The sequence below is a fragment of the Streptomyces sp. NPDC051987 genome (assembly GCF_040680735.1).
Classification (GTDB): domain Bacteria; phylum Actinomycetota; class Actinomycetes; order Streptomycetales; family Streptomycetaceae; genus Streptomyces.
On the sequence record NZ_JBFAXI010000066.1, the window covers coordinates 20,228 to 44,526 of the forward strand.

Here is a 24,299-nt window from a genome sequence, read left to right on the forward strand (position 1 = left end):
GGTGGTGCCGCAGGCAGGTTCAGAGGGGGAGCAGGATGCAGGCCCTCGCTCGATCGCTCGCCCGGGCGGCGGTCAGGGGACCGCTGATCCGTGACCAGAGGTCGCATCCCCGCGCCGACAGGCATCGAGGTGAGAGGTACAGCCCCCGCTCAGGGGCACAGGCGGGACCCGTCCTACCGGTCACCGTGGTTGCGGCCGTAGAGCTCCCATCCGTAGGAGTCCCGGCCCCGGCCGTCGCTCTCGTAGCGGTTCCAGTCGTGCCGGTAGGAGCTGTCGGACTTCCACCCGCGCCCCTCATCGTCCCAGCGGTAGCAGCGGCCGTCGCGGCTGTGCCAGAGGGAGCCGGCGACATGGTCGTCGTGGTGCCAGCCACGCTTTGAGTCCCAGCAGTAGCCCTGCTCGATCAGGTAGCCGACGCCGTGGTCCCAGCGGTAGTCGGCGGGGTTGACCTCGACCGACCGCTGGACGTGTTCGGAGGCGGGAGTCGCGGCCGAAGCCGTGCCCCCGGCACCGATGAGGGCGACACCCGCGACCGTCACGGAGGAAACGGCGACAGCAATCCGCTTCGTGAGCTTCTTCATGATCTTTCCTTCCGGTTGGTGCGGTCTGCACCAACGGCTGCTTCTGCAGGCGATGTGAGGCGCCTGGCGTTGTGCGGCGTTGTCCGTCAGGCAGTTCCATACGTCGTATGGAAGCATGCTGCCAGGATAACCATACGACGTATGGAAATAGGTGGACAGTGACAGTGACTCGGGTCACCCGGACCACCAGGCACGGACCTCATCGCCGGACATGAGACCAGGCGGCAGGCCGCGAGGTGTCTGCGGAGCGGCGTCGCGACAGCGAGTGCGATGTCCTGGGGGGAGTCTGCGCGCGAAGAAGGAGTACAAAGAACGTATGCGTCTGCGGGGTGTCTGGCGGGACCGGCTCCCGGAACAGCGCCGCGGTCTGTTGGTGACGGCGCTGGCGCTGATCGTGGCCATCGCCGCGGTGGACATCGGTATCGGGACCAGTGTTCATCTGGGCCCGCTGCTGGTCATCGCACCGACGTTGACCGCCGCCTTCGCCGGTCCGCGGCTTACCGCTCTGGTCGGGGTTCTGGCGGAGATCGCCTTGGTGATCATCGCGATTTTCCACGGCGGGCTGACCACCACCAACCACGTGGCCCAGCTGATCGCCCTGGCTGTGCTGTCAGCTCTGGTGGTCTTCGTCTCTTATGTGCGGGAGCGGCATGCCCGGGAGATGAGCCGGTTGCGGTCGGTGGCCGAGACGGCGCAGCGGGTTCTGCTGCGGCCTCCACCTCGCCGGATCGGGCCGTTGCGGGTGGCCTGGCTGTATCTGGCCGCCGAGGACGAGGCCCAGATCGGGGGCGACCTGTTGGCGGTCGCCCGCGCTGATCACCCCTGCACCCGGGTGCTCATCGGCGACGTACGAGGCCATGGTCTTGCCTCCGTCGGCGAAGCATCGGTGGCGATGAGTGCGTTCCGTGAGGGCGCACACCGGTACCCCTCCTTGCCCGAGCTCGCCACGGCCGTCGAAGAGAGCATCTGCCGGAACCTGGAGGAGGTCGCCGACACCGCGCACGATGCCGGCGAGCACTTCATCACCGCCATCATGATCGACATCCCCGATCAGGGCCCCCACGCCGAAATGCTCAACTGCGGCCATCCGCCGCCCCTGCTGATCCGTGGTGACCAGGTGTCTGCCCTGAACTCCGGCCGTCCCGCACCCCCGTTGGGCCTGCGTGCCCTGGACGTACTCAACGACCGGACCGACCGGTTCGCATGGGAACCGGGCGACATGCTGCTGCTCTACACCGACGGCGTGATCGAAGCCCGCTCACCGAACGGAGCCTTCTACCCGCTCGCCGAACGCGTCGCCTCCTTCCCCGCCTCAGGTCCCGACGCCCTGCTGCACCACATTCACCGCGACCTGCTCGCGCACACCGGCGAGCAGCTCACCGACGACGCCGCTTTCCTGATCATCGAACGCACCCCGTCACACCATCTGCACCGGCCGCTCCTCGCGTCCCATGTCGACGGTCGCACTCGTCCACAGCCCTCGGGTCGACATGGTCCGGCCGGCTGAACGCGTTCCGTGCTTCCCTCACCCCGACGAGCGGGTGGCGCCGGTTGCCCGGGGTCGGAGAAGGAGCGATTCCAGCAGATCGTTTGGTCAAGGGACTTGACGACGAAAGCATTACATCTGACTATTTCATCACAAATGGGCAGAATGTCGCATTCAGGCCACGCCCCGCGTGTGCCGTTCGACCGGACAACGCCGTTCACCACCGCTGCACACAGAGCCGCAGCCCTACGTGCCGACGCCCTGTTCGCCTCCGACCGATGGGATGAACTGCGATGACGTACACCGACCAGACCCCCTCCGCCGAGCCGGTGAGCCTTCCTGAGGTGCCCGACGCCGCGATAGCGATGATCGATGCCGAGGGCGTCGTCGTGGGGTGGACGCACGCCGCCCAGCAACTCGTCGGCTATGCGGCCGGGGACGTGGTGGGCCGGTCCGCCGCACACGTGCTGCCGCCTCCCGAGGACGCCCAGAAGGCGTTGGCGTTCTCCGAGCAGTGCCGTGCGCGGGGCGGCTGGTCCGGCACCGTCGCGATACGCCACCGCGACGGCCACACGCTCAGGGTGACACTGCGGGTATCGCTGCTACGGGGGCAGGGCGACGACACCCGGTGGCTGGCGTCCGTGGCGGACATAGGAGCTCTGTCCTCGGGGGCGACCGGGGCACCGGTGCGCGAGTCGCTCCTTGCCCGAGCCCCGATCGGCATCGTCGTTTACGACGCGCAGCTGCGCTGTGTCTGGGTGAACGACGACATGGAGCGGCACGACGGCGTGTCTCGTCACCGGCGCTTCGGGCGCGGTCTGAAGGACTCACTGCCCGCCGTCGAGGCCGAAGCGCTCGAGGTGGTGATGCGGCAGGTGCTGGAGAGCGGCACGACCACGGTGCACGAGTACCGTGCGTGGCCGCCTGCGGACCGGCCCCGAGAGCACGCGTTCGCCGCCTCCTTCTTCTGTGTCCAGGGCACGGACGGCACGCCACTGGGCGTGTGCTCCATGACCGTGGACGTCACAGGAAACAAGCGGGCACGCGAGCGCCTCGCCATCCTCAGCGAGGCCAGCACGCACATCGGCAGCACCCTCGACGTGATGCAGACCGCCCAGGAACTGGCAGAACTCACCGTGCCCCTGCTGGCCGACCACGTCGTCGTCGACCTGGCGGAGTCGGTTCCGTTCGGACTCGAACCCTCCGCACGGATCGGCCCGAGGAGCGGACACCGCCCTGTGCTGCGCCGTGCCGGGGTGGCCTCCGTCGACCAGGGTGTCCTGGAGTTGCCGGCGGTGCGTGAAGAGGTGATCCACGTCCCCCCGACCTCGTCGTTCGCCGCTGTCCTGCGCACGGGCAGGTCTCACCTGGAACCGGTGCTGGACACCCATGCCGGCCCCTGGGTCGACCACGATCCGACGCGTGCGCAGAAAGTACGCGACAGCGGCGTCCACTCCTTGATGGTCGTACCCATCCGTTCCCGGCGCTGCGTGCTGGGACTTGCGCTCTTCGGCCGCTCCGTGGAAGAGACGCCGTTCCAGGAGGACGACCTGCTCCTCGCCGAGGAGCTGGTCACCCGGGCCGCGCTCTGTCTGGACAACGCGCTCCAGTACGCGCGTGAGCGCACTGCCGCCCTCACGCTGCAACGCGCCCTGCTCCCTCAGCGGGTGCAGGGCGGTGCCGCCGTCGAGGTCGCCTCGCGCTATGTGCCGGCCGACGTGGACCACGGTGTGGGGGGCGACTGGTTCGATGTGATCGAACTGTCCGGCGCCCGGGTGGCCCTGGTCCTCGGCGATGTGGTGGGTCACGGCATCAACGCCGCGGCGACCATGGGCAGGTTGCGCACCGCCGTGCGCACGCTCGCGGATCTCGACCTGCCCCCGGACGAACTGCTGGCTCACCTCGACGACACGGTCCGGCGACTGAACGACGAGGACGCCGACGACACCGACCCGGTTTCCGCGGTCGTCGGTGCCACCTGCCTGTACGCCGTCTATGATCCGGTCTCCCGACGGTGCACGCTGGCACGGGCCGGGCATCCACCACCCCTGATCGTCGACGCACAGGGCGGGGTCACCGTCCCCGACCTGCCGGCCGGAGCCCCGCTCGGCCTCGGCCTCGGCCTGGTGCCTTTCGATTCCGTGGAACTGGAACTGCCCGAAGGAAGCGTGCTCGCCCTCTACTCCGACGGCCTGGTCGAGTCCCGCGGCGAGGACATCGACGTCGGCCTGCAGCGCCTGGGCGCCGCACTGGCACAGCCCGGTGCCGCCCTGGAGGACCTGTGCTCGCGGGCGATGCAGACCTTGTCGGCGCAGGCACCGGCCGACGACGTCACCTTGCTCCTTGCGCGGACGCGCGCCCTGCCTCCCGCCCAAGTCGCGTCCTGGGATCTGCCGAACGAACTCGTCACCGTCCCGACGGCCCGACGTCTGGCCGCCCGTCAACTCCGTGAATGGGGTCTGGAGCCGCTGGTGACGGCCGTGGAGTCGCTCGTCAGCGAACTGGTCACCAACGCGATCCGCCACGGCGACGGCTCGATCCGCCTACGGCTCATCCAGCACCGGGTGCTCACCTGCGAAGTCTCCGACACCAACGCCGGTCGGCCGCGCCCCCGCCATCCCGGCGACCTCGACGAGCACGGCCGCGGCCTCTACCTGGTCGGTCGGCTGTCACGCAGGAGCGGTTCCCGCTCGGTAACAGACGGCAAGGTCGTCTGGGCCGAACATGACCTGCCCCCCCGACAGACGCCCGCTGAGCGCCGACAGCCGCCACAGGATCTCCATCTCCCGTAGGTGCGGAACCTCGTAAGGAAAGCCAGAGACATGGACGCATCGGATATGGAAAACGCCGACCTGGCAGGCGCCTTTCGAGGTGCGACGAGCGTCTCCGGCGCCGGCCCCGGCGGCCCACCGCCCGCCTTCGAAGGACTGGCCGCGGCCGTGCTCGACGCCCGGGGCACGGTGGTGGGGTGGACCGGCACAGCACGGGAGCTGACCGGGTTCCGCGCCGACGAGGTCCACGGCCGCCCCGTGCGGGAGCTCGTGGCCGACCTCCCGCACGACCCGCGCAGCGCCGCACACGTGCCGGCGACCGGCCGGGTACGACTGCGTCACCAGTGCGGCAACACGATCGACGTCACATTCCGGACCACACGGGTGAGCGGCTCGGCGGACTTCCTCGTGCTCGCGGCCCCCACTCCTCACATCGCCGAACACCGGCACGGCGCAGCCCTCCTGCGCGCCCTGTCCGCACAGAACCGGATCACGATCGCCCTGCACGACACGGATCTCACCACCGTGCAGACGAACGCCATGCCGGACACTCCCGACGGCCGTCCCCTGCAGCCCGGCGCCCGACTGGGCGACGTACTGTGCGCCGAGGACGCCGAGAGCATCGAGGCGGTACTGCGGCAGGTGCTCGAGACGGGCGTCCCGGTGATCCACCGGAACCAGCGAGTGAGCCGGCGACACCGTCCGGCGCGGCGGCACGCGCTGTCACTGTCCGCGTTCCGACTGGAGTACGCGGGAGGACACCCCGCAGGAGTCGCAGCCCTGTACATAGACGACACCGACCAACTGCGTGCCCGCCGACAGCTGGATCTCGCCCATGCGGTCGCCGAGCGGGTGGGGGGCTCCCTTGATGTCGTGCGGACCGCCCAGGATCTCGCGGACATCCTTGTACCCGCCTTCGGTGATCTCGCGGCAGTCGACCTTGCGGAAGCCGTCTTCGACGGTGACGAGCCCGCCGAGCGGCTGGGCGGAGGAGATCCGCACCGGCGCAACGCGGCCCTGGCGCCGTCGACCGCGGTCTGGCCGCCCGGCATCCGGCGCGGCAACCCCGTCCCGCCCCTGTCCGACCACCCCCTCCTGCGCCGCTTCCAGCACGGCGAGACGGTCGTCTACGGCCGGGACGACTACATCGCCGTGATCGGCGGTGCACATCCGGCCGAGCAGTTCCTCCCGCACGACGTCCAGGCGGTGATGGTGGCCCCGCTGCACGCCCGCGGCCTCACCCTCGGAGCGATCGTGGTCTGGCGCACCGGTCCGTCCGAACCGTTCACCGAGGACGAGGTGGATCTCATGAGGCAGATCGCCTCACGAGGAGCACTCGCCATCGACAACGCCCGCCGCTACACGCGCGAGCACAGAGCGGCCATGGCCCTGCAGCAAAGACTCCTGCCCCCGGCCACGACCGACACTCCGGCAGCCGAGACCGCCGGCGTCTACCTGCCCACAGACCGTGGGTGCGGCACCAGCGGCGACTGGTACGACGCCATACCCCTGCCCGCTCTCCGGCTGGCTCTGGTCGCCGGAGACGTGATCGGCCGCGGCATACCCGCCAGTGCCACCATGGGCCGTCTGCGCGCTGCCATCCAGACCCTCGCCGACCTCGAACTGGAGCCGGACGAGTTGCTCACGCGCCTCGCCGACCTGGTCCAGCGCCTCGCGGCGGAGGCACCCTCCGGCGACCATGACGCCATGGGCGCCACCTGTCTGTACGCGGTCTACGACCCGGTCACCCGACGCTGTGCCATGGCCAGTGCCGGGCACCCGCCGCCGGTGCTCGTGCGGCCCGACGGGAGTGCCGACGTCGTCGACATCGTCCCGGGGCCGCCCCTCGCCGTCTGCGGCATGCCGTACGAGACGACCACGATCGACGTCGAGCCGGGTAGCGTCCTCGCGCTCTACACCGACGGCCTGGTCCACCAAGCCGCGCACGACGTCTGCGACGGGCTCCGGCGGCTGACCGGTGCTCTCGCCACCTCCTGCCGCCCGGACCGCGCGCTGGACGACACCGGCAGGGCCCTTCTCGAGAAGCTGGTGGTCGAAGCACCGCGTGACGACGCGACCCTGCTGCTGGCACGTACCCGCGCCGTAGCGGTCCAGGACACCGCTCGATGGCAGATACCGGCCGATCCGGCTGCCGTCTCGGACGCTCGGGAATGGGCGACCCGACAACTCACCGCATGGGGGTTGGACGACCTCCTCTTCCCCACCGAGCTCATCGTCAGCGAACTGGTCACCAACGCGATCCGCTACGGCCGTCCGCCGGCGGAGCTGCGACTGATCCGGCACCACGTTCTGGTCTGCGAGGTCACCGACTCCAACACGGCCCAACCCCGTCTGCGCCGCGCCCGCACCACCGACGAGGGCGGACGCGGCCTGTTCCTCGTCGCCCAACTCGCCGAGCGCTGGGGCTGCCGCCACGGCCAGAACCACAAGACCATCTGGTCCGAACAGCCCATCGCGCGCGGTAGCTGATCACGCCCGACCGAGACCACGCGGCGGAACGCATCGGCGGGCGAGGGCAGCACCGGCACGAAACTCTGATCGTGCGTTGCTCGCATGGGTGCGGTGAGCCCACAGCCAAGGGAATGTTGAGTTCCGGGGACCAAGATCCCGTGCCACGGTCGCGGGTTGACTGCTCTGTGTGGGTGGCAGGAGCCGGCCACTCGGCCCGGCCGCCGGGCCGTCACCGTGGTGTTGTGACGATGCTGCGCGGCCGGGCCGACGGAACTGAAGCACGGTGCGAGGCACAGGACAGTTTTACCTGGATCGCGGCCGCCTCGCCCCTCGGCCCATCGGCCAGGAACTGAGCTCGGGCACAAGGTGCCGTGACGGACCGTCCGCCAGGCGGAGTCGAGGGCCGGAGCGGCTGCTTCCGCCGCAACCCTTCACCCGCGTGGTGTGACCGGACCGGTTGGCGAACCACGCCGCTTGCCGCACGGACGGCGCAGGCCCTGCCGCTGATCCGCGCGTGTCCGTGCGGGTCCGCCCGCGCCCCTGCCCGACCTCGGCTGGGAGCCGTCGACGACGGCAGCATAGGGTCCCGGCGTCCAGAAGGACGCCGGGACCCTGCGTACTCACACCGGATGGCTACTTCATGGCTGCCAGGGCCCCGTCGACGCCCGCGGTGGGGGAGCCGAGGCCGGTGACGGTGTCGTAGCCGGGGCCGGCTGTGCACTCCGCGCCGCACCGGCCGTTGGAGCCGGCGGTGATGTCTCGCAGGTAGCTGCTGCCGAGCGCGTAGACATCGGTGTGCGCCGTGTCGCCGTCCGGACCGTCGGAAGCCAGGTGCGGCTTGCCGGCGGTGGCCCGGAACTGGTCGGCCGAGGCGATGATCGCCGCCCAGATCGGGGCGGACAGGCTGGTGCCTCCCACCTTCAGCCACATGGACCGGGCGTTGTCACCATCGGTCATGGTCACGTAGACGGGCACACCGGTGGCCGGGTCGGCCACGAAACTGACGTCCGGCGTGGCCCGCAGCGGGGAGGACTGCACCCCGTCCTGGTAGGCCGGGCGCGGCTCGAAATAACTCAGGCCGCCGCCGGTGGACTTCCAGGCCGTCTCCCCGACGGTGTTCCCGTCGGCGTCCAACTGGAGGTTGGTGCCTCCGATGGCAAGGACGTGGGGGTTGGTGGCGGAGTAGCCCCCCGGGTGGCCGTCGTCGCCCGTGGACTGGACGCAGACCGAGTCGGCCAGCTTGCAGTGGCCGTCGTAGAAGGCCTGCTCGGAGAACTCACCGGTGCCCCAGCTGTTGCTGATCGCGGCCGGGTGGAGTGCCGCGGCCACGTCTTCGGCCCGGGCGAGCGCCGCCACGCTCGCGTCCGCACCCTCCACCAGGACGATCTTGGCGTGAGGGGCCACCGAGTGCGCCCACTCGATGTCCAGGGCCGCTTCCTCGTTCCAGCCGGTGTCGACGTCGGGCGCGGTGCCGTCCGCGGAGACCTGCTCGAAGTCGAAGCAGTCCGCTCCTCCACCGCCCACCGTGTCGCAGGTCTGCGGCAGGTCGAAGTGGGCGGCGAAGTGGTTCAGGTCCTGCTCGGCCGTGGGGTAGTGGTACGCGTCGACGATCGCGACGGTCTGCCCGGCGCCGTCGCCCTTCAGGCCCAGGCGTGCCTGGATCTGGCGGGGGGTGTAGCCGCGGGTGGTCTCGCCGTCGTTGTCCGGGCCCGCGCTCAGCCTCTTCGCGGCCGGTGCCTTGCTCTGGACGTCGATCGGGACCGAGGCGGTGCCGACCGGCATGCCGAGGTTCTTCAGCGGGCTCGCGCTGCGCACCCCGTCGGCGCGCAGCTCGGAGACCTCGGCGGCGGACTGCGGGACGGCGGACGACATGCCGCCGTTCGGCGGGACCGGTATCCGGGTGGGCTCGTCCTCCGAGAGCTTGTAGGTGGTCAGGCCGTGCGGGAAGTAGTCCAGGTCGTTGAGGGCGCCACCGATCGACTGGGCCGAGATGTTCAGGGCCCGCCAGTCGAGCGCGAGTCCGATCATGTCGTCGCCCGGCCCGTCGTCCAGTCGCGCCGTCTGGACCTGGCTGGCCCCCAGCGCGGCGTCCGTGGCGCTCTCGCGCAGGAACCCGTCGTTGGCCGCGAAGGGCGTGTCGTAGGACCACAGAGCCTGGTAGGCGCCGACGAAGGCCTCGGTTCCGCCCACGGACCGGGCGATCACGCCGGAGCGGAAGCCGAGGAAGTCGGGCACGTCGTAGGGCTCACCTCCGTCCGCCGGGTAGACCCTGTAGTTGAAATCGCGCATCTCGATCAGACCGGTCTTCTCGGACGCGACGAAACCCTGCGACATCCCGGGGCTGTCGTACTGCTTGACGACCGCACCGGTGCGGGAGTCGAGGATCTGGACCGGGTGCTGGTAGGTCCGGAAGTCACCGGTGAAGGCGAAGGCGACGCCGTGTCCGGCCGCGCCCGGGATGTTCGGGTCGGCCAGAGCGGGATTCGTCGGCACGATCGCGAACGCGGCGGATCCGGTCGGGGTCTCGGTCCACAGCGGGTGTCCGGTGGCGGCGTCCAGGCCGACCGCTGTCGGCGCCGGGTCGGTGGGCTCCGTCGGGAGACCGAACCCCTTGTGGGTACCGCCGTACTCGAAGAACAGGTGTCCGGCGCCGTCCTTGGTGACGGTGGAGAAGACCAGGCTCTTGCCCTGGGTGCCCGCGGGCCGGTACGTCCACCGCTTCCTGCCCTGCGGGGTGTAGGCGGTCAGACTGCTGCCCGGGACGACGATCTCGGAACCGCCGCTGCCGTCGCCCGTGACCGTGAGCGAGGCGACGAAGCCGCCGGTGCGCACCGTCGTGCGTGCCTCACCGGTACGGGTGTCCAGTACGGCGAAACCGTGGTCGGTCCCGGCCACCACCGCGTCGCCGGCGCCGTGGCCGCCGTGCCGGGGCAGGAGACCCAGGGCGTGCACCGAGCTGTCGACCGTGGCCCGCCACAGGACGGTGGGCCGCCCCTTGCGCAGGGTCCTGCCGTCCAGGGCGAAGACGCCGCGGCTCTGTCCGCCGGTGATCAGGTCCTTCGTCCCGTCGTGGTTCACGTCCGTGACGACGGCCGCGTAGGGGTCGCCGGCCAGGGGCAGGGCCCGTGCCCTGCCGCTGCGGAGGTCCACCGTGTAGGCGGTGTCGTCGTATCCGACGGTCAGCAGTCCGTCCCGGTAGTGGGTGAGCGCGCCGCCCGAGACGGCGCCCTCCCGCCGCCAGTCGACGTGACCGGTCGCGGAGTCGAGTGCGACGAGCTGCGTGTGCTCGGGACCCGCGGGGGTGGCCGCGGTGGCCGACGTCGGGTCGGAGAGCGAGGCGATGACCTCGCCGCTTCGCGCGTCGGAGGACACTTCCATGGTCGGGGCGTTGGGCCTGCCGACGGTCGAGGCGGTGGTGTACGACCACAGGGTGCGGCCCTGCCGGTCCCAGCCGGAGACGGTGCTCTGACCGTCCGACAGGTCGGCGTCGATGCCGAGCTCGGCGACCGCGAAGCGGGTCCGTCCGCGGTGCGCGTCCGGCAGGACCTGGAAGGCCTCCGGCACCGTGCCCTCACGCGAGGCGACCACCGAGCGGTGGCCGTCGTGCGCGTCGATCGCGGTCAGGTCCCAGCGCACCTTGTCGAAGGGGTCGTTCTGCTCGACCACCAGGACCCGGTCGGCTCCCGGGTCCTTGGCGAGCATGCGCGGGTAACCGGGGGTCTTGGCGTGGGCGGCGACCCTGCCGTCGGACGTCCTGAGCACCAGGACGTTGCCGGCGGCCGGGCGCGGGTTGCCCAGGCCCAGGGGTGTGTCGGACCAGGAGGCCGCGATCCGGCCGGCGCCCAGGGACGTCAGATCACCCCAGCGGGCCCAGGGCGCGTGCGTCGAGTACGTCCAGTCGACCCGTGCGGCCGTCCTGCCGTGTGCGGCACGGCGGAAGCTGTACGCGGTCAGGTTGCTGCGGCTGTCGCCCTGTTCGGCGACCGGGGAGGAACTCCAGTCCGGCCCGGTGGCGTCGGCGACGATCAGCTTGCCGTCCTGGACGAGCATGGTGCCGACGAGGCCCGGCACGAGCCTGCTCCACGCCGTCTTTCCGGTACGGCCGTCCAGCACGGTGAGGAAGGTGCCGTAGGACAGCTTCGAGCCGGGAGAGGAGAACGGCCGGAACGGCCAGTCGCCGACCGTGTAGGCGACCGCGACGTCACCGACGCCGTCGCCGGTGAAGTCGCCCGTCACGTAGGGGTGCCTGCCGGTGACCGACATCTGGTACGGGTTGTAGCCGACGTAGAGGTTCGGCAGGTACGGGTAAGGCTGGAACCAGTTGTCCGGCTTCACCTGCCAGTCCTTGTAGAGACTCGTCGCGCCGCGGTTCCACACCTGGTGGCCGTGTGCGTCGTAGCGGGCGACGGTGCCGGCGCTGAAGACGCCCACCCAGTCCTTGGTGCCACCGAGGGCCAGGGGCTCGGCGACGCCGCGGGCGGTCTCCCACTGGCCGGTCCGCTTGAAACCGGGGGCGGTCGGCGGGGTGTCCGTCTTTCCGCTCGCAGTGGCCGTCCTGTTCCGCTCGGTGCCTGGAAGTGCCGGGGCGGCAGCGGCGGGGCCCTCCTCGGCGGCGACCTGGCCGGGGGTGCCGTCGATCCTGGGTTCGTACCGTCGGCTGAGCTTCTCGATCGCGGCTGCGGTCAGCCGGATGCCCTTCGCGTCGTGCGGCGGGTCCGCCTGGACCGGCGGGGCGACCAGCAAGCCGGCCGCCAGCCCCAGCACGGTGACGACCATGCCGGAGCGTATGCGCTTTCTACGCATTCTCAAGTGACCACGAGCCTCTCAAGTGGGGAGACGGGGCGGCCGGCTCACGAGGAGCACCGATGAACCGCCCCGCGGGGGATGCGGGTACTGTTCCAGCACATCCGCCCCGGCGGGTGATGATCAGCTGGCCGGTACCGGCCAGGCGCCGGTTCCGGCCGAGCGCCGCGCCGACCGTGGTCCACAGGAAGGAGACGAACCTGTGCTGGAGCCCCTGGGTCTCGACGATCCGACCGAGCGCGCATACCGCCATCTGCTCGCCTCGCCGCCCGTGACCGCCATGGAACTGGCCAGGCACCAGTCGTGCACCACGGGGCAGGCCCGCCGCATGCTCGACGGGCTGGTCGCGGCGGGCCTCGCGGTGCCGTCGGCGGAACGGCCCACCCGCTACGCCCCGCTGGATCCGCGCATCGGTTTGGCCGCTCTGATCCGCGCCCGCCGTCTGGAGCTGGAGCGTGCGGAGGCCGCGCTGGACGCCTATGGCGCCGAGTTCAACGAACGCAAGCTCAGCTCCGATCCGAGTGGTCTGGTCGAGATCATCGAGGGGCCGACCGCGATCACCGACTGGTTGACCGCGCTGATGGCGGGCGCCGAGCACGAGGTGCTGTGCTTCGACACCCCGCCCTACCTCACGGCTGACGCGAGCGCGTTGCAGTCCGAGGAGGAGCTGCTGGCGCGTGGCGTGCGGGCACGGGCGGTCTACTCGAGCCAGGTGCTGGCCATCCCCGAACGCGCGGAACTGCTCCAGCACCTCGTGCTCCTCGGGGAACAGGCCCGGGTGCTGCCCCATGTGCCCCTGAAAATGCTGGTCTTCGACCGCCGCGATGCCATCGTTCCGCTCACCGCCGGTGTCGACGGCCTGCGCAGTACGGCCGCCCTGGTCCACCGGTCACCGCTGTGCGACGCCCTGGTCGACCTCTTCGAGGTGAGTTGGCGGCAGGCCACGCCCGTCTTCGGCAGCGAGGCCCGGGAGACGGACGACCATCCCGACCTCGGCGAGGCGGAGCGTGCTCTGCTCCACTTGCTCCACGCCGGACTGAAGGACGAGACCATAGCCCGCCAACTCGGCCTCAGTGAACGCACCCTGCGACGCCGGATCACCGACCTGACCGTCCGCCTCGGGGCGACGAGCCGGTTCCAGGCGGGCGCGCAGGCAGTTCGCCGCGGGTGGCTCTGACCCCGGTCCTGGATGGGTGACAGCGCCGGGAGCGCCCGGCCGACGGCGTCCAGGGCCTCGCACACGGCGGTGGGAGCGCAACGGTCACAGCAGATCGGCCAGTGACCACGCCGCCTGTGAGTCACCGACACGTTAAGGCTGTTCGGCCCGTATGACCTTGCCGTCGCCGGTGTACCGTGTGCCCCGGCGACTGGTGAGCTGCGCGACCAGGAACAGGCCTCGGCCGTCCTCGTCGTGCTCTTGGCGCGGCGCAGCCGTGGCGAGGTGCTGCTGCCGTCGGTGACCTCACAGACCAGCGCGCGGTCACGGCCGAGCGCAGGCCGGCGGCGTCAGCCGGCTCCCTGCTCCGTGGGAGAGCCGGCGTCCTGTGTGGCGGCCCAGGAGGCGAGCAGGCGCAGTCCTTCTTCGGAGGGTGAGCCGGGTTCGGCCGCGTAGACGGTGAGGCTGAGGCCGGGTTCGGCGGTCATCTCCAGTCCTTCGTAGGCGAGGGTGAGGTCGCCGACGGCATGGTGGTGGAAGCGTTTGGTGCCGGTGCCGTGGTGGCGGACGTTGTGGGCGCCCCAGCGGGTGCGGAAGTCGTCGCTGCGGGTGGACAGCTCGCCGACGAGGTCGTGGAGGTCCTTGTCGTGGGGGTCGCGGCCTGCTTCGGTGCGCAGGATGGCGACGGCGATGTCGGCGGCCTGGTCCCAGTCGGGGTAGAAGCGGCGGGAGGCGGGGTCGAGGAAGTTGAAGCGGGCCAGGTTGCCCTGGTTGCCGGGCGTGGCGTAGACGTCGGCGTAGAAGGCCCGGGCGAGCTGGTTGGCAGCGAGGATGTCCATGCGGCCGTTGCGGACGAACGCGGGTCCGGCGGTGACGGCGTCCAGCATCCACTGCAGGCTGCGGTGCGGCGACCAGGCCCGGCTGGTGCGGCGGCGCGGCCGGGTGAGCACGTCGGAGCCGTCGGCGGCCTGGGCCAGGTTCAGCAGGTGGGCACGCTCGGCGTCGTCCAGCTGGAGGGCGCGGGCGACGGCTTCTAGGACGGCCGGGGAGACGCCGGCGAGGTTGCCGCGTTCCAGCTTGGCGTAGTACTCCACGCTCACATCGGCCAGTGCGGCGACCTCGCTGCGGCGCAGGCCGGGAACCCGTCGGCGGGCGCCGGAGGGCAGGCCTGCCTGCTCGGGAGTGATCTTTGCGCGGCGTGAGGTGAGGAACGCGCGGATCTCGGTTCGGTTGTCCACGCTCTCGACGGTACGTCCGGTCCGCGGACATAGGGGTGTACTGCCAGTACACCCCTTGACGGTGCCTCGCTGCGCGTGCCGGGAGCGGGTTACCTGGACGGCGTCGTGCTTTCCGCCCGCCGTGTCACGTCGGGGCGGGAAGTGCGCACCTGGCCCTGCACTCGGTGCGGCCCCGGACTCCGGTGGTCGCACACCACGGCACGCAAAGGAATCCCTCTCATGCGCGGCGCAGTGATCCACGCTCCCGGCGACGTCCGTTTCGAGACCCTGGACGACCCGAAGATCCTCCACCCGACCGACGCGATCATCCGTACGGCCGTGACCTGCGTGTGCGGCTCCGACCTGTGGCCGTACCGCGGCGCGGAGCCGATCGGCGACCCGCATCCCATGGGCCACGAGTACGTCGGCTTCGTGGAGGAGGTCGGCTCGGAGGTCACCTCGGTCAGGCCGGGCCAGTTCGTCGTCGGCTCGTTCGCCACGTCGGACAACACCTGCGCGAACTGCAGGAACGGTTTCCAGTCGAACTGCCTGCACCGCGAGTTCATGTCCACCTGCCAGGCCGACTACGTGCGCATCCCCAACGCCCAGGGCACCCTGGTCGCCACGGATGAGATCCCTGACGAGCGGTTCTGGCCGGGTCTGCTGGCCGTGTCCGACGTGATGGGCACCGGCTGGTGGGCCGCCGACGCCGCCGAGGTGGGGCCAGGCTCCACAGCCGTGGTCGTCGGCGACGGCGCGGTCGGCCTGTGCGGCGTGATCGCGGCGAAGGAGAGGGGCGCCGAGCGCATCATCGTCATGAGCCGGCACGAGACGCGGCAGAAGCTCGCCCGGGAGTTCGGTGCCACCGACATCGTCACCGAGCGCGGCGACGAGGGTGTGGCGCGGATCAAGGAGATGACCGGCGGGACCGGCGCCGACAGCGTGCTGGAGTGCGTCGGGACCGCCCAGGCCATGGAGCAGGCCCTGCGTTCCGCGCGTCCCGGCGGCAACGTCGGCTTCGTCGGCGTCCCCCACGAGGTCGCCGTCGACGGGCAGGAGCTGTTCTTCTCCCACGTCGGCCTGCGCGGCGGCCCCGCTCCGGTGCGCCGTTACCTGCCCGACCTCATCGACCGCGTCCTGATGGGAGCGATCGACCCGGGCCGGGTCTTCGACCTCACCCTGCCCCTGGAGCAGATCGCCGAGGGCTACCGGGCCATGGACGAGCGCCGCGCCGTCAAGGCACTCCTCACGCCCTGACCCACCCACTCCGTCCACCCGCACAAGAAGCAAGAAGCAAGAAGCAAGAAGCAAGAAGCAAGAAGCAAGAAGCAAGAAGCAATCAGCAATCAGCAAGGAGTAAGCAACCGTGCAGGTCACCCGCAGCTCGATCGGCACCGTCAAGGGCCCCGCCGACTGGTTCACCGGCGACGTCTACATCGACGCCGTCGCCGCGGCCCCCGCCCCGTCACGGGTCACCGCGAACCTGGTGCACTTCATGCCCGGCGCCCGTACCCACTGGCACCGCCACCCGCTGGGCCAGACCGTCTTCGTCACCGAGGGCGTCGGCCTGTGCCAGCGCCGGGGCGGACCGGTGGAGGTCATCCGGCCCGGTGACCGCGTCCTGTTCGAGGCCGACGAGGAGCACTGGCACGGCGCGGCACCGAACCGGCTGATGGTCCACCTGGCCATCAACGAGGGCGACGCCGACCACGACGTCGTGCACTGGCTGACCGCCGTCACCGACGAGGAGTACGCCGCCGCCCCGGCGACGTGAGCCGCTCTCACCAGCGGACACTCCCGTGCCGGTGCCGGTGACCTGAGGACGACTCGCAGGACTGGAGAGCGATTCCCCGGCAATGAGCAAGGCGTGACCCGCATCGTCATCGTCGTCCTGACTCTCGTCGCAGGCGTTCTGGCGTCCCTGGCCGGGGCCTGGATCTCCCCGTGGTGGCTGCTCGTCGCCGTACCGGTGCTGCTGCCGGCTCTGCTGGGCGCGTGGGATCTGCTGCAGCCCCGGCATTCGGTGCTGCGCAACTATCCGGTCCTCGGCCATGCCCGCTTCCTCATGGAGCGCATACGTCCGGAATTGCAGCAGTACTTCATCGAGCGGAACTACGACGGACGTCCCTTCGACCGGGACGTGCGCAGCATCGTCTACGAGCGCGCCAAGGGCACGGCCGCGGAGGAGCCCTACGGCACCGAACGGGACGTGTACCAGCCCGGCTACGAGTTCCTGGTCCCCTCGATGGCGCCGCGAGCGGTGCCGGAACAACCGCCGCGCGTGCGGATCGGCGGTCCCGACTGCGGCCGGCCCTACGACATGGCACTGCTGAACGTCTCCGCGATGAGCTTCGGATCGCTCTCCGCCAACGCCGTCCTCGCCCTCAACGGGGGTGCGGCGGCAGGGGGGTTCGCCCAGGACACCGGCGAGGGCGGCCTGTCCGAGTACCACCTCCGCCCGGGTGGTGACCTCGTCTGGGAGATCGGCACCGGGTACTTCGGCTGCCGCACGCGCGACGGCGACTTCGACCCCGCCGAGTTCTCCGACAAGGCCGCACACGACCACGTCAAGTGCGTGTCCCTGAAGCTGTCACAGGGCGCCAAGCCCGGCATCGGAGGTGTCCTGCCAGGTGCCAAGGTGAACGCCGAGATCGCCCGGGTCCGCGACGTGCCCGAGGGGCAGACCGTCGTCTCGCCGCCGTACCACCGGGTCTTCTCCACTCCGCGGGAACTCGTCCGCTTCGTCGCCCGCATGCGTGAGCTGTCCGGCGGCAAGCCCGCCGGGTTCAAGCTGTGCGTGGGCTCGCGGCGGCAGTTCCTGGCCGTGTGCAAGGCCATGCTGGAGGAGGGCACGGCGCCCGACTTCATCGTCGTGGACGGCGCCGAGGGCGGGACCGGCGCGGCGCCGCTGGAGTTCGCGGACCACGTGGGGACCCCGCTCACCGAGGGGCTTCTCACCGTGCACAACGCCCTCGTGGGAACCGGCCTGCGCGACCGGATCAGGATCGGCGCGAGCGGCAAGATCGCCACCGGGACCGACCTGGTCAAGCGCATGGTGCAGGGGGCCGACTACGGCAACGCCGCGCGGGCGATGATGTTCGCCGTCGGCTGCATCCAGGCACAGCGGTGCCACACGAACACCTGCCCCACCGGCGTCACCACCCAGGATCCCCGCCGCGCCCGCGCACTCCACGTCCCGGACAAGACGGCGCGCGTCCAGCGCTTCCAGGAGGCGACCGTGGCCAGCGCGTTGCAGATCATGGCGTCCATGGGCGTCACCGACCCCGCGCAGCTGCGTCCGCACATGCTCCGCCGGCGCATCGACCCCTTCACCGAGCGCTCCTACGAGGAGCTGTACGAGTGGCTCCGGCCCGGGCAGTTGCTCGCCGAGCCGCCGGCCTCCTGGGCGGCCGACTGGAACGCCGCCGACCCCGACCACTTCACCGTCTGAACCGGAGGACTCACGTGGCCCGTACTGTTGCCCGCGTCATCGTCGACGCGCTGAGCGAACTCGGCGTGCGCCAGGTGTTCGGCGTCGTGGGAGACGCGCTCAATCCCCTGACCGACGCCATCCGCACCACCGAGAACCTTGAATGGGTGGGCTGCCGGCACGAGGAGGCGGCCGCGTTCGCCGCAAGCGCCCAGTCGCAGCTCACCGGGACGCTCGGGGTGTGCATGGGCACCGTCGGGCCTGGTTCCGTCCACCTTCTGAACGGCTTGTACGACGCGGCCAAGAGTCACGCTCCGGTCCTCGCGATCGCCGGCCAGGTACCGCTCGCCGAGATCGGCAGCGACTACTTCCAGGAGGTCGACAACGACGCCCTCTTCGCGGACGTGGCCGTCTTCCGCGCCACCGTCACCTCCCCGGACCAGCTGCCGCAGATGCTGGAGACGGCGGTGCGCCACGCACGGGGCCGCAAGGGCGTCGCCGTGCTCACCGTCCCGGGCGACCTGGGCGAGAAGGAAGTGACCACCGACCGCCCCGCCCGCTTCTCCCTGAACACCCCCGTGAGCCGGCCCGACGAGTCGGCCGTCCGCCGCGCCGCGGACATCCTCGACCGCTCCGAACGCGTCACCCTCCTCGTCGGCGAGGGAGCCCGAGCCGCCCGCCAGGACGTCCTCACCCTCGCCGACCGCTTGGCCGCGCCCATGGTGCTCACCCTGAAGGCCAAGGCCGGTTTCGAGGGCGAGGCCAACCCGTTCCAGGTCGGCCAGACCGGCCTGATCGGCAACCCGGCCGCGGCGGCGGCCCTCCAGGACGCGGACACGCTGCTGATGCTCGGTACGGACTTCCCCTACCGGGACTGGTATCCCGAGGGCCGGACCGTGATCCAGGTGGACACCGAGGCCACCCACATCGGACGCCGAGTACCGGTCGAGCTCGGGCTGGTGGGGGACACCGCCGTCACCGTCCGCGACCTCCTGGACCATGTCACCGCCGCGCCCGCCGGGTCCGAGGGCGCACGCGACCGCTCGCACCTGGAGAAGGCACGCGAACGTTTCGACCAGTGGCGGACCGGTCAGGCGCGGCTCGCCGACCCGGCACACGACAAGGGCCTCCTGGGCCGGGTCCGCTCCGCGCTGGACAACCGCAGCCACGACATCCGCCCGGAGGCCCTGGCCGCGGCCGTCGACCGGATCGCGGCCGACGACGCCGTCTTCACCTCCGACACGGGGATGGCCACGGTGTGGCTGTCGCGCTTCGTCGAGATGCGTGGCGAACGCCGCCTCATCGGCTCCTACAACCTGGGCTCGATGGCCAACGCCATGCCCCAGGCGCTGGGCGCCCAGTGCCTGGACCGGGAACGGCAGGTCGTCGCCTTCTGCGGCGACGGCGGACTGAGCATGCTGCTCGGCGACCTCATGACCCTCAAGTCGTACCGCCTGCCCGTCAAGCTCGTCGTCTTCGACAACCGGCGGCTGGGCATGGTGAAACTCGAACAGGAACAGGCGGGCCTGCCCGAGTTCGGCACCGTGCTCGACAATCCCGACTTCGCCGCCGTGGCCGAGTCCATGGGCATCACCGGCATCCGCGTGACGGAACCGGCCGATGTGGAAGACGCCGTACGACGCGCTTTCCGCACTCCCGGCCCGGTCCTGCTCGACGTCCTCACCAACCCCGACGAGATCGCCGTCCCGGCCAAGCCGACCGTCGAACAGGGCTGGGGGTTCGCGGTGGCCAAGATGAGGGAAGTCGTCCGCAGCCACGGAGAGCCGAGCGGGAACTGACAGCGAACCGCGCATGCGGCAAGGCTTCGGCCGTGCCCCGGCGGTGAGCTGACTCGTACTCATCCCTTCGGGGGCCTGGCCGATACCGGCGAGGCTCCACGAGTCGTCGGCGAGGACGTCGACCAGGAGTGGCCGTGTCCCCCGAGGGCGCCGTCGTCCGCGGCGGAGGCTCGCGGGTGCGGCAGCCGGGTGAGGGTGCTGAACCGTGCCGCGCGGCGGCGTAGGTGCCGGTGACCGGGGGCCGGTCGCGGGCGTGCCGGTGCACCCGCGGTCCGGTAGAAGATCCGCTTGGCGAACTCGACGAGGATCAGGTAGACGACGACCATGGCGGCCACGGCGGCGAAGAAGCCGGTCGGGAGCAGTTGGAAGCCGAGGACAGGGGCCAGTGGGGTGGCCGGCAGGGCGGCCCCGAGGGCGACGACACCCAGCGCCGTGAGGGTGAGGGGCAGGCTCGGGCGGCTGCGCCAGAAGGGGACGCGACGGGTGCGGATGGCGAAGACGACCAGGGTCTGTGTGGCGAGGGACTCCACGAACCAGCCGGTGTGGAACTGGGCGGCGTCGGCGTGGAAGACGCCCAGCATCACGGCGAAGGTGACGAAGTCGAACAGGGAGCTGATCGGTCCGAAGCAGATCATGAAGCGCCGGATGAAGGCGATGTCCCAGTGCGCGGGCCGCCGCACCTGCTCCTCGTCGACCTCGTCGGTGGGGATGGCGAGCTGGCTGGTGTCGTACAGCAGGTTGTTGAGCAGGATCTGAGAGGGCAGCATCGGCAGGAAGGGCAGGAAGAGTGAGGCTCCGGCCGCGCTGAACATGTTGCCGAAGTTGCTCGAGGTGCCCATCAGGACGTACTTGATGGTGTTGGCGAAGATGCGCCGTCCCTCGGCGACTCCGTCGGCCAGGACTCCGAGGTCCTTCTCCAGCAGGATCACGTCGGCCGCGTCCTTGGCCACGTCGGTGGCCGAGTCCACCGAGATGCCCACGTCGGCGGCGTGCAGCGCGAGGGCGTCGTTGACACCGTCACCGAGGAAGGCGACGTCGCCGCCGGTCTTCCGCTGGATCCGCACGATGCGGGCCTTGTGCTCGGGGCTGACCCGGGCGAAGACGGTCGTGCGGCCGATGGCGGTGGTGAGCCGCTCGTCGTCCATGGCGTCCAGGTCGGTCCCGGTCAGCACGGCGGCGTCGGCCAGGCCCAGGTCCTGGCAGACCTTGGCGGCGACCGCGGGATTGTCCCCGGTGACGATCTTCACCGTGATGCCGAGCGCGTCCAGCCGCTTCAGCGCCTCGGCCGCGTCGGGTTTGGGCGGATCGAGGAAAACCAGCAGTCCGGCCAGGCGCAGGTTGTGTTCGTCGGCAGCAGCAGGTGCGGTGCCGGTCTCGGCGGGACGGCTCGCCACCGCGACGACGCGGTTGCCGGCGGCGAACTCGGCTTCCAGGGCGTGACGGGTCGGCCCAGGCACCTGCTCGCAGCGTTCCAGTACCGCTTCCGGGGCGCCTTTGGTGATCAGCACGGCGTCACCGGCGGTATCGGTGACGGTGACGGACACCATCCGCCGCTCGTGGTCGAAGGGCAGGATGCCGGTCCGCGTCCAGCCGCTCAGTGACGAGCGCTGGGCGGCCGCGGCCGGGGAGTCCCACAGAGCGTCGTCGAGCGGGTTTCCCCCCACGGGCCGGCCTCGGTCGTCCACGTCCGTCTCGGTGCACAGCAGGCCGAGGCGCAGCACTTCCTCCGCCGAGGTGCCGGCGACGGGTACGGCCCGCATGAAGTCGATGCGTCCCTGGGTGAGGGTCCCGGTCTTGTCGGTGAACAGCACATCGACGTCGCCGAGGTCCTCGATGCACACCAGCCGCTTGACCAGCACCTTGCGTCGGCTCATGCGCCGGGAGCCCGCGGCGAGGCTGGTGGAGACGACCGCGGGCAGCAGTTGCGGGGTGATGCCGACCGCGATGGCCAGGGAGAACAGCAGGGCGTCGATCAGCGGCTTGTGCAGTATGACGTTGATGATGAAGATCGACGTGGTCAGTGCCCCGGCGACGTAGACGAGGAGCATGGAGAAGCGGCGCAGCCCCACCTGGAACTCGGTCTCCAGCTGGTGTCCGCTCAGACCGGCGGCGATCTTCCCGAACTCGGCCTCGGCGCCGGTGGCCACCACGACACCGCGGCCGCTTCCACAGTGCACCACGGTGCCCATCAGGGCGCAGCCGGTCAGATCCGCCAGTGGTGTGCCTGCCGGCACGGCAGCGGTGTCCTTCGCGACCGGCAGTGACTCACCGGTCAGCACCGACTCGCTGCACTCCAGCCCGGCGGTCGCGAGCAACCGCAGATCCGCGGGCACGATGTCACCGAGCCGCAACTCGACCACATCACCCGGGACCAGGGCGGTGACCTCCACCTCCTGTGGTCGCCCGTCGCGGAGTACGACCGCCCGGTGCCGGATCTTCGCGTGCAGCGACTGGGCGGTCTTCTCCGCCCGGAACTCGTTGACGAAGCCCAGACCGACGGAGAGCGCCACGATCACCCCGATGATCACAGCGTCGCTGCGCTCCCCGACGAAGTACGACACCACGGCCGCGGCCAGCAGCAGCCCGAGCAGCGGGGACCGCAGCTGATGCCAGAGCACCAGCCACGCCCGGGCCCGATGGGAGTGGACGGCGTTCGGTCCCCAGCGCTTCAGCCGTCGTGCCGCCTCCTCCGCCGAGAGACCGTCGGCGGTCACCTCGAGATCACGGAGCACCTGCGCAGTGGGCAGAGCGGCCGCCGAGACGGCACGCCCCCCGGCCACCGGCCTCGCCCCGACAGCGGTCACCATCAGCGACCACCGCCCGGCCTGCCGGCCTCCCACCGAGGGGAACACGTCGGGACACACGGAGAACACGTCGGCACACACGGGGAACACGTCGGCACACACCCAAACCAACGCCGGCCCATGCTGAGCGGACGGGAGGACGGGCGCGTGCACGGTTCATCTGGCAGTGACCTCACGGTCCCACCTTCCCCTTTCGCCGCTCACGCCCCTATGGGCCGATCGGGCCCTGTCCAGGGGACCTACCGCCCTCCGTGCGGCGTTCCGGTCAGTCGGCCCGGAGCCCGTGAGACCGCGCGACGAGTGAGGCGGCCCGCCGGACGACGGCCCAGCCCGGCGGTCGCCTCCTGTGGCGGCAACGCCGACCGGCATCTGGAAGCCCCCGTACTCCGCCCTGCTCAGTTCCTGTCCGCCTCGCCGCCAGCCGTCGGGGGAGCTCCGGACGCGGTCGCGGAGCGGGAGCCGACCAGCAGCAGGCACAGCACAGCGACCCCTGCGACGACGCCTGCCAGGACGAGCATCGGGTCGAGCGGCCGGGCAGCTGCGGCGCTGTCGGCGGCTGTCGGGAGCTGCGCCTGGAGCGTGGGCGCCGTGCTCTGAGCGCGGGGGAGCGGGCTGCTCGACGCGGCCGGTACGGCGGCGGCCGCCGCGGTGTTGTGCGGGTGCGTGGACGCGGTAACCCGGGCAGGACGGCGCGGGGCAGCCGTCCTGGTGGGGCCGGAGAGGTTGCTTCGCCGGTCGGCGGGTACCGCGGTGCTTGGCTTCTGAGCGGCGGCGGCTCGGACCACGAGCTGGGCGGTCATGCCGGGGTGCACCGTACAGACGTAGCCGTACGTTCCCGCGGTGGTGAAGGTATAGCTCCAGGTGCCGCCCTTGTCGAGCATCGGGGAGTGGACCGATGCGGGACCGGAGGTGGTCTTCACGTCGTGGGGCGCCTGGTCCTGGTTGACCCAGGTGACGGTCTCCCCGGCGGTGATGGTCAGGGAGCGTGGGGCGAACGCGTAGCCGGACATGACGACTTGGTGGCCGGCGGCACTCGCGCGCGGAACGCCGAGGAAGGTGACGGCGCCCATGGAGAGGAGAGCGGCGAGCAGGATCCGCGGGACGCGCGAAGTCAGGCGGGACATGTGAACTCCGCGGCGACGAGCAGACGCAGTCGGTCTGCGGGGCGGATGCGGGACAGGACGAAGCCGGTGGTCCTACGCAGATGGCCGTACGGGACCTGGGCGGTGCCGAGGACGATGAGGCTGTCGTCGCTGCGGTCGACGACGCGCAGTGAGAGGGCGGCCGGGATGGAGGGGACGGTCGGGTCGCCGGTGGCGAGTTCGCCGGGTACACGCAACCGGGCGCCGTCGGCCTCGGGCTCGACGGCGGTGCTGATGAAGGAGAGTTCGTCGCCGCCGAGCGCGACGCCGGTCAGTTTCAGGCTGAGGACGGTGTCGGACGCTGACGGCGCGACGGTCAGCGCGGCTTCGTCCGCGGTGAGGCGGCGGCGCAGGGTGACCAACGGGCCGAGGCGGGTGGTGAGTTCGACGATGCAGCGGTCGCGGTCCGCCGTGTAGGTGCCGGGGTGCGGCAGCCGGGCGGGTATCGGATCGGTCGGCGGGAGGGGCGCCGTCGGCAGGGGCTGTGTGTTCATTCGGGCACCTCGACATGACGAGGGGGCGAGGGACAATGGCCTGCGGTGGCGGGGCGGGCCCGACGGGCTATGCGGTGCCCCCGCCGGAGTAACAGGACGTGACGGAGGAGGTGTTGTTGGTAGTCGTTGTGGAGGGAAGCTGGG

General features: G+C 70.9%; 14 protein-coding genes and 1 pseudogene. 8 read left to right on the forward strand and 7 right to left on the reverse strand.

Features of this window, described 5'->3' with window-relative positions:
* Nucleotides 1–173: 173 nt before the first annotated feature.
* Nucleotides 174–581 carry a hypothetical protein gene (locus tag AB0M11_RS28825; RefSeq protein WP_365710522.1) on the reverse strand — a complete coding sequence of 136 codons (408 nt, stop codon included), beginning with the start codon at nucleotides 579–581 and terminating at the stop codon, nucleotides 174–176.
* Nucleotides 582–954: 373 nt separating this feature from the next.
* Between AB0M11_RS28825 and AB0M11_RS28830 the strand changes: the two genes are divergently transcribed.
* The 3 genes from AB0M11_RS28830 (at nucleotide 955) to AB0M11_RS28840 (ending at nucleotide 7,328) form a co-directional block, all read left to right on the forward strand.
* Complete coding sequence (locus AB0M11_RS28830) at nucleotides 955–2,088, forward strand: PP2C family protein-serine/threonine phosphatase (protein ID WP_365710524.1); 1,134 nt, start codon at nucleotides 955–957, stop codon at nucleotides 2,086–2,088.
* Nucleotides 2,089–2,360: 272 nt separating this feature from the next.
* A complete protein-coding gene (locus tag AB0M11_RS28835; RefSeq protein WP_365710526.1) occupies nucleotides 2,361–4,859 on the forward strand; it encodes a SpoIIE family protein phosphatase in 2,499 nt (832 codons plus the stop codon).
* Between the two features lie 30 nt (nucleotides 4,860–4,889).
* Nucleotides 4,890–7,328: a SpoIIE family protein phosphatase gene (locus AB0M11_RS28840; RefSeq protein ID WP_365710528.1), complete on the forward strand. Its 2,439-nt coding sequence runs from the start codon at nucleotides 4,890–4,892 to the stop codon at nucleotides 7,326–7,328.
* A 615-nt stretch (nucleotides 7,329–7,943) separates the two neighbouring features.
* Here the strand turns inward: AB0M11_RS28840 and AB0M11_RS28845 are convergent.
* A complete protein-coding gene (locus AB0M11_RS28845) occupies nucleotides 7,944–12,086 on the reverse strand; it encodes a hypothetical protein (RefSeq protein ID WP_365710530.1) in 4,143 nt (1,380 codons plus the stop codon).
* A gap of 229 nt (nucleotides 12,087–12,315) precedes the next feature.
* On the opposite strand from AB0M11_RS28845, the gene AB0M11_RS28850 reads away from it, so the two are divergent.
* Nucleotides 12,316–13,290, forward strand: a complete 975-nt coding sequence (locus tag AB0M11_RS28850) for a helix-turn-helix domain-containing protein (protein WP_365710532.1) — start codon at nucleotides 12,316–12,318, stop codon at nucleotides 13,288–13,290.
* A 132-nt stretch (nucleotides 13,291–13,422) separates the two neighbouring features.
* Here the strand turns inward: AB0M11_RS28850 and AB0M11_RS28855 are convergent.
* Both AB0M11_RS28855 and AB0M11_RS28860 read right to left on the reverse strand, forming a co-directional pair.
* Nucleotides 13,423–13,604, reverse strand: a pseudogene (locus AB0M11_RS28855) (ATP-binding protein); the annotation flags it as partial.
* Nucleotides 13,605–13,619: 15 nt separating this feature from the next.
* A complete protein-coding gene (locus AB0M11_RS28860; RefSeq protein ID WP_365710534.1) occupies nucleotides 13,620–14,507 on the reverse strand; it encodes a helix-turn-helix transcriptional regulator in 888 nt (295 codons plus the stop codon).
* Between the two features lie 219 nt (nucleotides 14,508–14,726).
* Between AB0M11_RS28860 and AB0M11_RS28865 the strand changes: the two genes are divergently transcribed.
* The 4 genes from AB0M11_RS28865 to AB0M11_RS28880 all read left to right on the forward strand — a co-directional run bounded on the left by AB0M11_RS28865 (nucleotide 14,727) and on the right by AB0M11_RS28880 (nucleotide 19,715).
* Entirely contained in the window at nucleotides 14,727–15,743 is a 1,017-nt protein-coding gene (locus tag AB0M11_RS28865) for a zinc-dependent alcohol dehydrogenase family protein (protein ID WP_365710536.1), read from the forward strand.
* Between the two features lie 109 nt (nucleotides 15,744–15,852).
* Nucleotides 15,853–16,260: a cupin domain-containing protein gene (locus AB0M11_RS28870; RefSeq protein WP_365710538.1), complete on the forward strand. Its 408-nt coding sequence runs from the start codon at nucleotides 15,853–15,855 to the stop codon at nucleotides 16,258–16,260.
* 93 nt (nucleotides 16,261–16,353) lie between these two features.
* Nucleotides 16,354–17,937 (forward strand): FMN-binding glutamate synthase family protein, encoded by a 1,584-nt coding sequence (locus AB0M11_RS28875; protein ID WP_365710540.1) that lies wholly within the window; start codon nucleotides 16,354–16,356, stop codon nucleotides 17,935–17,937.
* 14 nt (nucleotides 17,938–17,951) lie between these two features.
* The gene (locus tag AB0M11_RS28880) at nucleotides 17,952–19,715 is read left to right on the forward strand and encodes a thiamine pyrophosphate-dependent enzyme (RefSeq protein ID WP_365710542.1); all 1,764 of its coding nucleotides are present in this window, start codon (nucleotides 17,952–17,954) and stop codon (nucleotides 19,713–19,715) included.
* Between the two features lie 59 nt (nucleotides 19,716–19,774).
* Here AB0M11_RS28880 and mgtA read toward each other — a convergent pair whose 3' ends face one another.
* The 3 genes from mgtA to AB0M11_RS28895 form a co-directional block, all read right to left on the reverse strand.
* A complete protein-coding gene (gene mgtA / locus AB0M11_RS28885; protein ID WP_365710544.1) occupies nucleotides 19,775–22,522 on the reverse strand; it encodes a magnesium-translocating P-type ATPase in 2,748 nt (915 codons plus the stop codon).
* A 392-nt stretch (nucleotides 22,523–22,914) separates the two neighbouring features.
* Complete coding sequence (locus AB0M11_RS28890) at nucleotides 22,915–23,643, reverse strand: cupredoxin family copper-binding protein (RefSeq protein ID WP_365710546.1); 729 nt, start codon at nucleotides 23,641–23,643, stop codon at nucleotides 22,915–22,917.
* The gene (locus AB0M11_RS28895; protein ID WP_365710548.1) at nucleotides 23,631–24,155 is read right to left on the reverse strand and encodes a hypothetical protein; all 525 of its coding nucleotides are present in this window, start codon (nucleotides 24,153–24,155) and stop codon (nucleotides 23,631–23,633) included. The genes AB0M11_RS28890 and AB0M11_RS28895 overlap by 13 nt, the downstream gene beginning before the upstream one ends.
* Nucleotides 24,156–24,299: the final 144 nt, after the last annotated feature.